General features: G+C 73.0%; 12 protein-coding genes. 9 read left to right on the plus strand and 3 right to left on the minus strand.

Annotated features, from left to right (window positions below):
* The first annotated feature begins 63 nt into the window (after positions 1 to 63).
* The 8 genes from ACZ6RT_RS13965 (at position 64) to ACZ6RT_RS14000 (ending at position 12,871) form a co-directional block, all read left to right on the plus strand.
* Positions 64 to 1,542: a glutamate synthase subunit beta gene (locus ACZ6RT_RS13965; RefSeq protein WP_399192078.1), complete on the plus strand. Its 1,479-nt coding sequence runs from the start codon at positions 64 to 66 to the stop codon at positions 1,540 to 1,542.
* A gap of 149 nt (positions 1,543 to 1,691) precedes the next feature.
* Complete coding sequence (locus ACZ6RT_RS13970) at positions 1,692 to 3,446, plus strand: S8 family peptidase (RefSeq protein ID WP_470153720.1); 1,755 nt, start codon at positions 1,692 to 1,694, stop codon at positions 3,444 to 3,446.
* 135 nt (positions 3,447 to 3,581) lie between these two features.
* The gene (locus ACZ6RT_RS13975) at positions 3,582 to 4,001 is read left to right on the plus strand and encodes a hypothetical protein (protein WP_399192074.1); all 420 of its coding nucleotides are present in this window, start codon (positions 3,582 to 3,584) and stop codon (positions 3,999 to 4,001) included.
* Between the two features lie 273 nt (positions 4,002 to 4,274).
* Complete coding sequence (gene pyk, locus ACZ6RT_RS13980; protein ID WP_399192072.1) at positions 4,275 to 5,705, plus strand: pyruvate kinase; 1,431 nt, start codon at positions 4,275 to 4,277, stop codon at positions 5,703 to 5,705.
* Positions 5,706 to 6,019: 314 nt separating this feature from the next.
* A complete protein-coding gene (locus tag ACZ6RT_RS13985; protein ID WP_344904340.1) occupies positions 6,020 to 6,307 on the plus strand; it encodes an acyl carrier protein in 288 nt (95 codons plus the stop codon).
* Positions 6,304 to 11,037: an amino acid adenylation domain-containing protein gene (locus tag ACZ6RT_RS13990; protein ID WP_470153723.1), complete on the plus strand. Its 4,734-nt coding sequence runs from the start codon at positions 6,304 to 6,306 to the stop codon at positions 11,035 to 11,037. Before ACZ6RT_RS13985 ends, ACZ6RT_RS13990 begins: the two co-directional genes overlap by 4 nt.
* Complete coding sequence (locus tag ACZ6RT_RS13995) at positions 11,034 to 11,855, plus strand: thioesterase II family protein (RefSeq protein WP_470153725.1); 822 nt, start codon at positions 11,034 to 11,036, stop codon at positions 11,853 to 11,855. Before ACZ6RT_RS13990 ends, ACZ6RT_RS13995 begins: the two co-directional genes overlap by 4 nt.
* On the plus strand, positions 11,834 to 12,871 hold the full coding sequence (locus ACZ6RT_RS14000; RefSeq protein ID WP_399192065.1) for an LLM class F420-dependent oxidoreductase: 1,038 nt from the start codon (positions 11,834 to 11,836) through the stop codon (positions 12,869 to 12,871). The genes ACZ6RT_RS13995 and ACZ6RT_RS14000 overlap by 22 nt, the downstream gene beginning before the upstream one ends.
* Positions 12,872 to 12,990: 119 nt before the next feature.
* Here the strand turns inward: ACZ6RT_RS14000 and ACZ6RT_RS14005 are convergent, their stop codons facing one another.
* The 3 genes from ACZ6RT_RS14005 to ACZ6RT_RS14015 all read right to left on the minus strand — a co-directional run bounded on the left by ACZ6RT_RS14005 (position 12,991) and on the right by ACZ6RT_RS14015 (position 14,412).
* Positions 12,991 to 13,188 carry a DUF397 domain-containing protein gene (locus ACZ6RT_RS14005; protein WP_470153727.1) on the minus strand — a complete coding sequence of 66 codons (198 nt, stop codon included), beginning with the start codon at positions 13,186 to 13,188 and terminating at the stop codon, positions 12,991 to 12,993.
* Between the two features lie 23 nt (positions 13,189 to 13,211).
* Complete coding sequence (locus ACZ6RT_RS14010; protein ID WP_470153728.1) at positions 13,212 to 14,069, minus strand: helix-turn-helix domain-containing protein; 858 nt, start codon at positions 14,067 to 14,069, stop codon at positions 13,212 to 13,214.
* Positions 14,070 to 14,166: 97 nt separating this feature from the next.
* A complete protein-coding gene (locus ACZ6RT_RS14015; protein ID WP_470153826.1) occupies positions 14,167 to 14,412 on the minus strand; it encodes a hypothetical protein in 246 nt (81 codons plus the stop codon).
* Between ACZ6RT_RS14015 and ACZ6RT_RS14020 the strand changes: the two genes are divergently transcribed.
* On the plus strand, positions 14,350 to 14,646 hold the full coding sequence (locus tag ACZ6RT_RS14020; protein WP_470153729.1) for a DUF6461 domain-containing protein: 297 nt from the start codon (positions 14,350 to 14,352) through the stop codon (positions 14,644 to 14,646). The two genes, ACZ6RT_RS14015 and ACZ6RT_RS14020, sit on opposite strands and share 63 nt — an antisense overlap.
* Positions 14,647 to 14,688 lie beyond the last annotated feature (42 nt).

Genomic DNA, 14,688 nt, shown 5'->3' on the forward strand with positions numbered 1-14,688 from the left:
GCGGCCGCTCCCGCCGGGTCCACACCGTCCAGCTCGAAAAGGGATATCGGGGAGGTACGACCGATGGCTGACCCCAAGGGTTTTCTCACTCACGGACGCGAGCTGCCGGCCCGCCGCCCGGTGGACGTGCGCATCCGCGACTGGCGGGAGGTCTACCAGGACTTCCCCAAGCCCGCGCTGGCCAAGCAGGCCGCGCGCTGCATGGACTGCGGCATCCCGTTCTGTCACAACGGCTGCCCGCTGGGCAACCTGATCCCCGAGTGGAACGACCTGGTCTACCGGGACGACTGGCGCGAGGCCATCGAGCGCCTGCACGCCACCAACAACTTCCCGGAGTTCACCGGGAGGCTGTGCCCGGCCCCGTGCGAGGCCGCGTGCGTGCTCGGCATCAACTCCGACCCGGTCGCGATCAAGCGGGTCGAGGTCGAGATCATCGACCGTGCCTTCGACGAGGGCTGGGTCACCCCCCAGATCCCCGCGTCCAAGACCGGCAGGCGCGTCGCGGTCGTCGGCTCGGGCCCCGCGGGCCTGGCCGCCGCCCAGCAGCTCACCCGGGCCGGTCACGACGTGGTGGTGTTCGAGCGCGCCGACCGGATCGGGGGCCTGCTGCGCTACGGCATCCCCGAGTTCAAGATGGAGAAGCGCCACATCGACCGCCGCCTCGCCCAGATGCGGGCCGAGGGCACCGAGTTCCGTACCGGCGTCAACGTCGGCGTGGACATCACGGCGGCGCGGCTGCGCGAGGAGTTCGACGCGATCATCCTCGCCGGTGGCGCGACCCAGTGGCGGGACCTGCCGGTCGCCGGGCGCGACCTCAAGGGCGTCCACCAGGCGATGGAGTACCTGCCGCCGTCCAACAAGGTCCAGGAGGGCGACTTCCCGGTCTCGCCGATCAGCGCGGAGGGCAAGCACGTCGTGGTGATCGGCGGCGGTGACACCGGCGCCGACTGCATCGGCACCGCGATCCGCCAGGGGGCCGCCTCGGTCACCCAGCTGGAGATCATGCCCCGGCCCCCGGAGGCGCGTCCCGGCAGCCAGCCGTGGCCCACGTTCCCCATCCTGTTCAAGATGGAGAGCGCCCACGAGGAGCTGGCCGAGAGCGGCGGCGACCGGGTGTACGCGGTCTCCACCACCGAGTTCGTCGGCGACGCCGACGGCAACGTCCGGGCGCTGCGTCTGGTCGAGGTGGAGGGGCCGGCGAACGGGTTCAAGCCGGTGCCCGGCTCCGAGCGGGAGATCCCGGCCGAGCTGGTCACGCTCTCCATGGGCTTCGTGGGCCCGGAGCGCGGCGGCCTGCTGGACGAGCTCGCCGAGGCCGCCGGGGGCGAGTTCTTCGACGCCCGGGGCAACGTCGCCAGGGACAGGGGCTACATGTCCTCGGTCGACGGCGTCTTCGTCGCCGGTGACATGGGCCGGGGCCAGTCCCTGATCGTCTGGGCGATCGCCGAGGGACGCTCGGCGGCCTCGGCCGCCGACGGCTACCTCACCGGCCGTACGGCGCTGCCGGTGGCGATCCCGCCGACCGCGCGGCCGATGGTCTAGATCGTGCGGGGGCCGGTCCGCTCGCCGGGCCGGCCCCTCGCGCGTCCGGAGCGCCCCACCGACGAAAGCGCGTAAAGTACGACTTCCGCTATTTATGATGAATATGACGGAAAAATAAATATCTTGGTCGGGCCAGGTGCGGAGGACGGATGAAGCGCGGTATCAGAGGCCTGACGGGGGCGGCGACCACGCTGACCCTGGCGGCGACCCTCACGGCGGGAGCGCTGGGCGGCGGGGCCACGGCCGCGGCGGGCCAGACCCGCGAGTACCTGGTCTTCTACGCCGACGGCGCCCGTGACGGCGCCGCCGCCGCGATCGCCGCGAACGGCGGCACGGTGCTGTCGGGCGACCCCAGGCTCGGCTACCTCGTGGCCGGCGGCCCGGGGACGCGCTTCGTGGAGGGGCTGGCGGCCAGCGCCGCCGTCGAGGGCGTCTCCTCCGACCGCAGGATCGGCACCGCCACCGGGCTCACCACCGGGCTCACCCCCGCCACGTCCACCGGAACCTCCACGGTCGTCTCTGCGGTCTCCGCGACCTCCGGGGGCGGTGCGCCGCTGTCCTTCCCGCCGTCCGACATCCTCGGGCAGGCGGGCACGCCCGGCGGCTCCACCTCGGCCGGCACCGCGCCGGAGCCGCTGGCCGGCCGCCAGTGGGACATGAAGCTGATCGGCGCCACCACCAGCGGGTCCTACGCCACCGCGCCGGGCAGGAAGGAGGTGCTGGTCGGCGTCATCGACACCGGCATCGACGGCACCCACCCCGACATCGCGCCCAACTTCAACCGCGCCCTGAGCCGCAACTTCGTCACCGACCGGCCCAAGGACCCCAACGGCAAGGTCCTGGACGGGCCGTGCGAGGTCGCGAGCTGCAAGGACCCGGTCGACCGGGACGACGACGGCCACGGCACCCACGTGGCCAGCACCATCGCCTCCCCGATCAACGGCGTGGGCATCGCCGGCGTCGCCCCCAAGGTCTCCCTGGTGAACCTGCGCGCGGGCCAGGACTCCGGGCTGTTCTTCCTCAAGCCCAGCATCGACGCGCTCACCTACGCCGCCGACAACGGCATCGACGTGGTCAACATGAGCTTCTACGTCGACCCGTGGCTGTTCAACTGCAAGGCCAACCCCGGCGACTCCAAGGCCGAGCAGGCCGAGCAGCGCGGCATCATCACCGGCATGCAGCGCGCCCTCGACTACGCCCGCAAGCGGGGCGTCACCCTGATCAGCGCCATCGGCAACGGCTCCACCGACCTGGGCAGGCCCAGCAAGGACACGACCAGCCCCGACTATCCCAAGGACACCGAGCGCACCCGCAAGGTCGACAACTCCTGCCTCAACGTCCCGGCCGAGTCCAAGGGCGTCATCTCGGTCTCCTCGGTCGGCCCGACCACGCGCAAGGCCTACTACTCCGACTACGGCCTCGAGCAGACCGACCTGTCGGCCCCCGGCGGGGACGAGTTCGACGGCGGCAGGACCTACGACCCCGCCAAGGGCATCCTGGCCGCCGCGCCGAAGAACGCGCTCCAGGCCAAGGGCCAGATCGGCGCCGACGGCACGCCGAAGGACGACTCGGTCGTCCGGCAGTGCGCGAACGGCACCTGCGCCTACTACCAGTACCTCGTCGGCACCTCCATGGCCGCCCCGCACGCCACCGGCGTCGCCGCCATCCTGATCGGCCGCTTCGGCAAGAAGGCCAAGGACGGCGTCACCATGGCCCCCGGGGACGTCCAGCGCCTGCTGTACTCCACCGCCACGGAGAAGGCCTGCCCCTCCCCGCGCGCCTACACGTACAAGATCGACCTGGTGAAGGACGAGACGCACCGGTGCGAGGGGCCCGCGACGCGCAACGGCTTCTACGGCCACGGCATCGTCAACGCCAAGGCGGCCGCCACCGTCGCCCGCTGAGTCCCGGGGCGCGCGGGGCCGTCACCCCGCGCGCCCGGCGGGGGCGCCAGGTTCAAGAGAGGACCAACGGGCGGATGCTCCGGGCGTGAGCGGGAAGGAGAACGGTTCCGGCTCCGTCTCGTCACTGGGGGACCCATGAGACTCCTGTCGCGCCCGCACCAGCTCCCGACCAGGATCGCCGCCGGTGTGATCATCCTGAACTCCGGGCTGGCCAAACGCTCCGCCGGGCCCGAGGCCGCCGAGGGACTGCACGGCATGGCCGCGGGCACCTACCCCTTCCTGAAGGACCTGGAGCCGGCCAGGTTCGTGCGGCTGCTCTCCACCGCCGAGATCGCCCTCGGGGCCGCGCTGCTGGTCCCGGTGGTGCCGTCGCTGCTGGCGGGCGCCGCGCTGACCGCGTTCGCCGGGGGACTGCTCGGCCTGTACCTGAGGACACCGGGCATGCGCGAGGAGGGCACCCTGCGCCCCTCCCAGCAGGGCCTGACGATCGCCAAGGACGTCTGGCTGCTGGGCATCGGCACCGGCCTGGTCGTGGAGGAGATCACCCGCGACTGACGCGCCCGCACCGCCTCGCGTTCCTTTCCGGAGTGCCCGGGTCCTCGCGCGCGCCACGGCCTCCGGGGCGGGACGTTTCCCGCGGGCGCCCCGGCTGCCGGCAGGGCCGGTCCCCATGGAGGGCCCGGCCGGCGTACGGGCAGGTCGCCGCGGGTGCCCGGCGTCGATTCGCAACCTGGCGTTCACCGACGGTAGCGTGATGTCACCGATTTTTTCATCGGCGCTCTGACCAACGTCACGACCAAGTGGTCTGTACCAATTAGGGTGGGATCCGTGACTCGTCGCGCGAAAATCGTCTGCACTCTCGGCCCTGCCACCTCCTCTCCCGAACGCCTACGCGAACTGATCGTGGCGGGGATGGACGTGGCCCGTTTCAACCTCAGCCACGGCAGCCACGAGCTGCACAGGGAGGTATACGACCGGCTGAGGGAGGCCGCCGCCGAGCTCGGGCGGGGCGTGGGGCTGCTGGCCGACCTGCAGGGTCCCAAGATCCGGGTCGGCAAGTTCGAGGACGGCCCGGTCCGCCTCGGCTTCGGTGACGTCTTCACGATCACCACCGAGGAGGTCCCGGGCGACCGCGAGCAGGTCTCCACGTCCTACCAGGGACTCCCCAAGGACGTCAGGCCCGGGGACAACATCCTGGTCGACGACGGCCGCGTCCGTCTCGAGGTGACCCGGGTCGACGGCCAGCGCGTGACCACCCGCGTGGTCGTCGGCGGCATGATCTCCGACAACAAGGGCCTCAACCTGCCCGGCGTCAACGTCAGCGCCCCGGTCCTGACCGACAAGGACGAGACCGACCTGCGCTGGGCCCTGCGCACCGGCTTCGACCTGGTCGCCCTCTCCTTCGTCCGGCGCCCCTCGGACGCCGACGTGGTGCGCAACATCATGGAGCAGGAGGGCATCCGCCTCCCGCTGCTCGCCAAGATCGAGAAGCCGCAGGCCGTGGAGCGGCTCCCCGAGATCATCGAGGCCTTCGACGGCATCATGGTCGCCCGCGGCGACCTCGGCGTCGAGCTGCCGCTGGAGGAGGTGCCCATCGTGCAGAGGCGCGCCATCGAGCTCTGCCGCGAGAAGGCCCGCCCGGTCATCGTGGCCACCCAGATGCTCGAATCCATGATCACCGCCCCGCGCCCCACCCGCGCCGAGGCGTCCGACGTCGCCTACGCCGTCATGGACGGCGCCGACGCGGTGATGCTCTCCGGGGAGACCTCGGTCGGCAACTATCCCATCGAGGTCGTCGAGACGATGAGCCGCATCGCCACGACCGCGGAGAAGAGCTCGCTGCAGGCCACGCACAGCCTCCACCGGCTGCCGGAGACCACCGGCGGCGCCATCGCCCGCGCAGCGGCCGAGGTCGGCGCCATCGTCGGCGCCAAGGCGCTGGTGGCGTTCACCATGTCGGGCGAGACGGCCCGGCGCCTGGCCCGCTACCGCTCGCCGATCCCGCTGCTGGCCTTCACCTCCGCCCCCCACGTCCGCAACCAGCTCGCGCTGACCTGGGGCGTGGAGACCTTCGAGGTGCCGTTCGTGCACCACACCGACGACATGGTCCGCCAGGTGGAGGCCTCGCTGCTGGCCAACTCCCGCCTGGAGAAGGGCGACAAGGTCGTCATCGTCGCCGGCTCACCTCCCGGCACCGCCGGTTCCACGAACGCCCTGCGCGTGCACACCATCGGTGCGGCGGTCTCCAACCCCGCCTGATTCCTTCCGACCCGCTCCGACCCGTTTCCGACCCGTACGGCCACCGCTTCGGCGGTGGCCGTACGCGTGTTCGAGGGCCTCCGTCCGGTCACGATTCAAAAAGGCGAAAAATATACCCTTGTCGTGTCCGAATAGGTGTCAGAGGATCGGTCCATGGCGTGCCCGGAATCGGGCCGCCCCACGAACTGAACGAGAGGCACCGGATGATCCAGGGCAGTCGGCCGGGAGGAGCGGAGTCGCGACGCGAAGAGGCGGCGGGCAGACCGCCGGGCCTCCCCGGGCACCGCGTCTCGGCCGCCGACACGGTCGCGGAGATGATAGAGGCGCGCCTTGGACGGCCCGTCGACCCCGACGAGAACTTCTTCGAGGCCGGGCTGAACTCCATGGCACTGGTCGAGCTGCACGCCGACCTCACGGGCGTGCTCGGCCTCGACTTCCCGGTCACGTCGATGTTCACCCGGCCCAACGTGCGGGCGCTGAGCCGCCTCGTCGAGGGCGCGCAGGAACCGGTGAAGAGCGAGCCCCCGCGCCTGCGCCCCGTCGGCGGCAGCCGCCGGGACGTGCGCTCCCGCATCCGCCGCGACGGCGGGTCGCCTCGGTGACGGACACTTCGCCGATCGCCGTGATCGGCACGGGCTCACACGCGTCGCTCCCCGCCGACCCGGCCGAGGCCGTACGCGGCGCCGGGACGGCGGGGGACACCGCGGCGGTACGGAACGCAGGGGGCGGACAGGACGCCCGGGGGGCCGGTGGCGTCACGGGCGCCACCGGCGCCGGGAACGGGCCGCAGAACGCTCCAGGGGTCCTGGACGCGGCCGTGGAGGCCGCCCTGGAGGACGCCGGGCACGACCCGGCCCGCCCGCCCGGCGTGCTCGCGCTGCACGACACCGCCGAGGCCGCCTGCCTGGCCCTGGCCTCGGGCGCCTGCGACCTCGCGGTGGCCCCGGCCGGGCCGCACCTGCGCGGCGTCGCCGGACCGGGCGTCCGGATCGTGCTCCGGCGCCTGGACGACGCCCTGCTCGACGGCGACCTGGTACGCGCCGTGATCGACGTCCCGATCGACACCGTGACCGGCTCCGGCTCCGGTTCCGCGGCAGGCTCCCCGACAGGCTCCGGTCCCGCCCGCAGCGGGCCCGGATCGTCCGGCCGGGAGCCGTCCGCGTCCGGGGCGTCGCCGACCGTGCGGGACGGCTTCCCGCCGGTCCACCTGCCCGCCGACTCCCGGCCCCGCGCCGTGGTGTGGTCGGGCCGCACGGCCGAGGAGGCCGAGACCGTACGGGCCGGGCTGGCGGAGTTCTTCGCCGCCCTGCCGGCCGACCGGTTCGCCGACGCCGTGGCCGTCCTGCAGCGGGGCCGCACCGCGCACCCGGTACGGGGAGCGGTCGTGGCCGCGACCCCGGCCGAGGCCGCGCGGGCCCTGGCCTCGGCCTCCGCCGGAGTGGCGGACGGCGCGGCCGGTGCCGCCTTCGTGTTCCCCTCCGGTGGCGCCGGACGGCTGGGCGCCTCCCTCTACGGGACGGAGCGGCTGTTCAGCGAGGCCATGGACGTCTGCCTGGAGGGCTTCGAGCGGCACGGCGTCGACCTCCACGACGCCTGGCTCGCCGGGGAACGCGACGACGACCCGGTGACGTTCGCGGTCACCCACGCGCTGGCGGCGACCCTGACCGGCTGGGGGATCACCCCCCTCGCCTGCTCGGGGGAGGGCGTCGGCGAGCTCACCGCCGCGGTCCTGTCCGGAGCCGTGGACCTCGACGAGGCGATCGCCCGCCTGGCCTCCTCCACACCGGTCCCCGGGCCGGTCGCCACCTCCGGGACCTCCGCCGCGGATCCGGCGACGTCACCGTCCCTGCTGGTCGGGACGGCCGGGGAGCGCGCCGGACGGGCCGCCGCCGGGACGACCCTCGACTGCGGTGACGACCGGCACGGCCTGCTCGCGGCCGTCGCCCGGCTGTGGACCCTCGGCTGCCCGGTGGACTGGGTCGCGCTCGACCCCGACCACCCCCTGCAGCGCCTGCCCGTCCCCGGCCGGTACGGCACCGCCGCACCGGCCCGGACGCCGGACCCCGTACCGGCCCGGGTGCCCGTCGCGGCACCGGGGACCGTCACCCCCGCGCCCGCCCCGGCCGGCCGCGAGACCGGGGACGCGGGGACGGCCGGGGACTCCGGCCTGGAGCCGGGGGAGCGGCCCGCGACTGCCGGGCCCCCGCTGTCCTCGCCCGAGGGTCTGCCCGAGCCCGAGGAGCCGCTGCGCAGGCCCGAGGCGGTCCCGTACTCGTTCTGGGTGCTGGAGCAGCTCGCCGGGTCGAGCGGGGTGTCCAACCTCGCGGTGGCGTTCAGGACCCGCGAGCCGCTGCGCAGGCTCCCGCTGCAGATCGCGGTGAACCGGCTGCTCAAGCGGCACCCGGCGCTGCGCCTGCGGTTCCCCGAGGTGGACGGCGCGCCCGTGCGGCACCTCACCGCCCCCAAGGACGCGCAGATCAAGCTGGTCAACGCGGCCACCACCGAGGAGACGCTGGTCGCCGACCTGCAGGCGTTCCTGGACGTGCCCTTCGACCTGGACCGCGACCTGCTGCTGCGGGCGGGGCACTTCACGCTGCCCGACGGCGGCGGCAGCGTGGTCTGCCTGGTCGCGCACCACATCATCGTGGACGCCACCTCGATGCAGTTCCTCGTGGAGGAGCTGGGCGGCTTCTACGACGCGCAGACCAGCCAGGAGCCGCTTCCGGCCGCGCTCACCGGCACCGCGCCCATGCTGGAGCCGGGACGGGCCTCGCGCGGTTCGCTGGAGTACTGGCTGGACCGGCTCCGCGACGTCGATCCCGCCGCGATGGTGCTGCCCGGCAGCAGGCCCTCGCCCGCCCGGCCCACCTTCGCCGGGCACACCTGCTCGTGGGAGGTGGACGCCGACACCCGCCGGGCCCTCGACACGCTCCGGACGGGCCTGCGCACCACCGACAACATCGTGCTGGCGGCGGCGTTCATGCTCACCCTGCGCGCGCACGGTGCCGGCCCCGACCTGGTGGCCGCGATGCCCGTCACCACCCGCACGGCCGCGATGCGCGGACACGTCGGCTACGGCGTCAGCACGCTGCCGATCCGGGTGCTCGCCGACCCGGACGAGGACTTCCCGGCCCTGGTCCGGCGGGTCGAGGACGCCTTCTTCGAGGCGGTCGAGCACGCCGACGCCTCGGTGGAGGCGGTACTGGTCGAGCGCGGGCACGACACCGGTGACTGGCGGGTGCCGCTGTTCCGGCACATGTTCAACTACCGGCCGTGGACCGACGAGCAGGTGAGCATCCAGGGCTCGGTCCCCGAGTACGTCGAGGACCTGTTCGACCGCAGCCGCCTGGACCTGCAGTGCATCGCGGTGCAGGAGCCCGGCAGGCTCACCATCCGCGTCTGGCACAGCACCGAGGTCCACGACGAGGCCGAGATCGCCGCGTTCGTCGCCAGGATGACCGCGCTGCTGCGCCGGGCCGCCGAGGAGGGCGGGCGCCCGCAGCGGGCGCTGGAGGCGATGGCCGCCTCCGACCGCGACCTGCTCGACCGGCTCAACGACACCGCGCGGACCTGGCAGGGCCCGCCCACGCTGCCGGAGAGGATCGCCGCCCGTACCGGGACCGCGATCCGCGACGGGGAGCGGGAGGTCGGCTACGACGAGCTGCTCGCCTGGGCGGTCACGGTCAGGGACACGCTGGCCGCGCACGGCGTCGGGCCCGGCGACATCGTGGCCCTCGGCCTGCCCCGCTCGGCCGAGACGGTCGCCGCCGTGCTGGGGGTCTGGGCGGCCGGGGCCGCCTACCTGCCGCTGGACCCGCGCCAGCCCGAGCTGCGCCTGGCCTACCAGGTGGAGGACTGCCGCGCCCGGCTGGTGATCTCCGACGCCGACGCCCCCTGGGCGGGGGAGGTCCCGGTGATCGCGATGCCCGCGTCCCCGGTGACCGGCGCCCAGGACGCGGGGGGTGCGAACGGCGCGTCCGCGCACCGGCCGGACCCGGCCGAGCTCGCCGCGGCGATCACCGGCGGCTCCGTCGCGTACGTGATCTACACCTCGGGCTCCACCGGCCGTCCCAAGGGGGTCGCCGTCACCCACGGCAACCTGGCCAACCTCGTGCTGGACTTCGCCGACCGGCTCGGGGCCGGGGCGTCGGACGCGGTGCTGTGGTCCACCACCACCTCGTTCGACATCTCCGCGCTGGAGCTGATGCTGCCGCTGGTCGTCGGCGGGACCCTGGTCGTCGCCTCCGACGACGACCAGCTCCAGCCGCGCAGGTTCCTGGAGCTCATCGCGGCCCGGGACGTACGGGTGGTGCAGGCCACCCCGACGGCGTGGCGGCTCATCGCGCCGGAGGCGGGCGACGAGCTGGACGGCAGGATCGTGCTCTGCGGCGGCGAGCCCATGCCCGCCGCGCTCGCCGCCGACCTGCTCGGCCTGGGCTGCCGGCTGTTCAACGTCTACGGCCCGACCGAGACGACCATCTGGTCCACCGCGGCGGAGATCACCGCCCCGCCGTCCGACCCGGTGCCGATCGGGGTGCCGCTCGCCAACACGCGCCTGTTCATCCGGGACGCGGACGGGCGCGAGGCCCCGCCGGGGGTGCCGGGCGAGCTGTGCGTGGCCGGCGACGGGGTGAGCGCCGGGTACGTCAACCGGCCCGAGCTCACCGCGGAGCGGTTCGGGGAGCACCCCCGCCACGGGCGCTTCTACCGCACCGGGGACATGGCCCGGCTCAGGCACGACGGGGCCCTGGAACTGCTGGGCCGCGACGACCGCCAGATCAAGCTGCGCGGCCACCGGATCGAGCTGGGCGAGATCGAGGCGGTGCTGCACCACCACGACACCGTCAAGGTCGCGGCCGTCATCGTGCACGACGAGCGGCTGGTGGCGTTCGTGCAGCCCACGTCCATGCCCGACGAGGAGACGGGCGCGGCCCTGCGCCAGGAGCTGTGGCGCTACGCCGGGACGCGGCTGCCGGACTACGCGGTGCCCTCGGGGATCGTGCTGGCCGGGGAGCTCCCCATGACGGCCAACGGCAAGATCGACCATCGGGCGCTGACCGTTCCCGAGGACGACTCGCCCGCCGCCCCGCAGGCCCCGGCGAGCTCGGAGCTCGCCGAGGGGGTGCTGCGGCTCTGGCGGGAGGCGTTGCGCCGCCCGAACCTGGGCGAGCACGACAACTTCTTCCTCAACGGGGGCCACTCGGTGCTCGCGGTGCGGCTCATCGCCCCCCTGGAGGACCTCGCCGGTCACCCGATCGGCGTGCGCGCGGTCTTCGACCATCCCACCCCGGCCGAGCTGGCCGCCTACATCCAGGAAGGGGCCAGGTCGTGACCTCCTCCCCGTGGTTCGTGCCGGTGGGGGAGCGGCGGGAGGGCCGCATCCGCCTGTACGCCTTCCCCAACGCGGGCAGCGGCCCGGCCTCGCTCACCGGCCTGGCCGAGCGCTTCCCCGACGAGGTCGAGGTGTGGGGGCTGAACCTGCCCGGCCGCCAGGCCAGGCTGGCCGAACCGCCGCCGGACGACCTCGACGCGCTCGTCGACGCCTTGGCCCGCGACCTGCTGGCGACGGCACGGGAGCCGTACGCGCTGTTCGGCTACTGCAGCGGCGCGCTGCTGGCCTACCTGGTCTGCCGCCGCCTGGCCGAGCTCGCGCCGTCCCCTGGTCCGGGTTCGGGTCCGGTCTCCGGGGCGGCACCGGGGGCCGGCGAGGTCCCGGCCGGTGCCGGGCCGGTGCGGCTGCTGGTGGGCTCCTTCGCCGCGCCGGACGTCACGCTGCTGCTGCGCAGGCTGCCGTCCCTGCCCTCCTGGCTGTTCTGGGACCAGCTCATCGAGCTGGGCGGGGTCCCGGCGGAGGTCGCCGAGCGCGAGGTGCTCCGGCCCCTCCTGGAGCCCGCCCTGCGCGCCGACTTCGGCATGCTCGCCGGGTACCGGCACCGCCCCGGGCCGCCACTGCCCACCCCCGTCACCGTCCTGTACGGCAGCCGCGACGGCTCGGTGTCGCGCGGCGGGCTGCTCGGCTGGCGCAGGCAGAGCGCCCGGCCGCTCGCGCTGCGCGAGCTGGAGGCGTCACACTGGCTGGCCGAGGAGGTCCCCGACCTGCTCGCCGCCGTCATAGCAGAGGAGATCGGATGCGTCTCGGTTACAGCATGAGCTACTGGGGCGGGGCCGGTCTCGGACCGGCCGACCACCTCGCCCTGGTCCGCGAGGCCGAGCGGCTGGGCTACGAGTCGGTGTGGGCCGCGGAGACCTACGGCACCGACCCGGCGAGCCTGATGGCCTGGATCGCCGGGCAGACCGAGCGGATCGGGCTCGGCACCGGCGTACTGCAGATGTCGGGCCGCAAGCCCGTGGTGGCCGCGATGACGGCCGCCACCATCGACCAGGTCTCCGGCGGCCGGGCCCGCCTGGGCGTGGGCGTGTCCGGGCCGCAGGTGGTGGAGGGCTGGCACGGCGAGCGGTTCGACCGCCCGCTGGCCCGCGCCCGCGACTACCTGTCGGTCCTGCGCCTGGCCCTGGAGGGCCGTCCGGTGAGCTACGCGGGCGAGACGATGACGCTGCCGCTCCCCGGAGGCCAGGGCAAGGAGCTCTCGCTGGGCGTCTCCCCGGTGCAGAAGCACCTTCCCGTCTACCTGGGCGCGATGGGCCCGGAGACGACCGCCCTGGCGGGGGAGCTGGCCGACGGCTGGCTGGCGATCCACTTCCCGCCCGAGCACCTGGCCGAGCGCACGGCGCACCTGCGCGCCGGTGCGGCACGGGCCGGCCGCAGTCTGGACGGCTTCGACGTCGCGCCGATGATCCTCACCCTCGTCGACGAGGACGAGGAGCTGGCCTTCGACATGATGCGGCCGATGCTCGCCCTCTACCTGGGCGGCATGGGCTCGCGCCGGACCAACTTCTACAACCGGCTGGCCCGCTCCCTGGGCTTCGAGAAGGAGGCCGAGGCGATCCAGGAGGCGTTCCTGGCCGGACGCCAGGGCGAGGCCATGTCGCTGCTCCCGGACGGCCTGGTCGACGCGATGACGATGTGCGGGCCGCCCGGCAAGCTCCGCGAGCGCGTCGCCGCCTACCGCGAGGCGGGCGCCACCAGCCTGGTCGTCGGCCTGGTCACCCCGACCCTGCGACTGCGCATGGAACAGCTCGAACTGGTCGCCGACCTGGTGACCTGAAGGTCTGGTTCCCGTTGGGGTCGTGCGGTTGTGGCCCGCGCGATCCCGGCGGATCACGAAGTGCCGAGTGCTCCGCGTTCACCGGTCGTCGGCCGTGTCCCGCTTCGGGTTTCGGTCGTTCACGCCTCGTTCTTCAGCCGCGTGACGAAGGCCGACCACGTGTCACGGGCGAAGACGAGCGCGGGCCCGCCGGGGTTCTTGGAGTCGCGGACGGCCACGACGTCTCCCAGGTCCGCGACCTCCACGCAGTCACCGTTGGCTCCGCTGAGCGAGCTCTTGCGCCACGCGGCGGTGGCCAGGTCTACCGGTTCGGACATCCCGCGCCCCTTCGGCTGGACACTCACGCCAGGGTGTTCGGCGCGTTCGCCAGCATAGCCGCCGTGTCGGCGGGGCTGAGGGCCGCCGCTCTGAGGTAGTCGAACACCGAGACGTACCGGCGGACGTCGGCGGCGTCCTCCAGGTACAGGCCGCTGGACATGTTCTCCAGGTAGATGACGTCCAGGTCGGTGGATGCGGGAAAGCCCACGACGGTGAACGATCCGGTCATCGCCGGATGCGCCCCGGCACGGTAGGGGAGGATCTGGATCATCACGTTGGGGAGGCGGCCGATCTCGGCGAGGTGCTTGAACTGGCCGGCGGTGATCTGGGCCGTTCCCACGTGCTGATGCACCACGCCCTCACCAAGAATGACGGAGAGCTCCAGCGGGTCGTCGTCCGTGAGCCGTTTCTGACGTTCCATCCGTACGGAGACCCTGCGCTCGACCTCCTCCGGCGTATCGCCAGGACGTCCCGCCGCGATGAGTGCTCGTGCGTAGTCCGCGGTCTGCAACAGTCCCGGCACCAATGTCTGCTGGTACGTCCTGAGAGACGTCGCCTCGGCTTCGAGACCGATGAGCGTCGCGTACTCGCCGGGGAGGACATCCCCGTAGCTCTGCCACCACCCCCGCTGCCGCGCCTCCCGGGACAGGGCGAGCAGCGGTTCCCGGTCGGCTTCGGGTACCTCGTACAGATCGAGGAAGGCGCGGAGGTCTCGCGGACGTATGCCCCTGCGGCCCGTCTCGATCCGGCTGACAGAGGCCGGCGTGAGCTCCATCCGTTCCGCCACCTCCTGCATGGACAGGCCGTGCCCGATGCGGAGCCGTCGCAGCTCCGACGCCAGACGACGTCTGCGCACGGTGGGACTCGTGTCAGCGGTCAAGGTCGCACCTTCCTTCCGTTCCTACGCTTTGGAAATTTCCAAAGGTAACTGCCAAAGCCTTATGACCTGCGGTACGTTCCGCAGTGTAGTCAGCCAGCTACGGACGTGGTGTGAAGATGGCGACACCGGTGCGAAAGCGCGATCCGCAGCAGGAGCAGTACATCCACCTCGTACGGCTGGGCTGGGATCTGCGGGTCCTGGGGATCTCCACCTCGGTGGCCGTCCCCGCCGTCGGCCCGCCGGTGCTGGAGATCATGTCCACGTCCGGGGTGCGGCGCCGTTGTCGGCGGGCACCCGCCTCGTCTCCCGCTTCCGCGACGTCGAAGGGGTCGAGTCTTTCCACTGGAGCGAAGATGGAGAGATCCGGTTCTGCTTCATTGCTGATGACGGTTACTCGGAAGAGGTGCCGGACGACGTCGCGGTGACCATGCGGCGGATCGGTTCCGACTACAGACTCCTCTACCCCAGCGAGGGGCCTGCGTTCCTGCTGACCGAGCGTCTCACCGGGATCACGCTGACACCGGAACTACTGGAGGAGTCCACCTACCTGTGCGGAGTCATCCCCGAACCAAGGTGAGCAGGATCCATTGCCTGTGATCCCCACAGGTTGGCCACAGCC

This window comes from Streptosporangium sp. NPDC050148, from assembly GCF_055586505.1.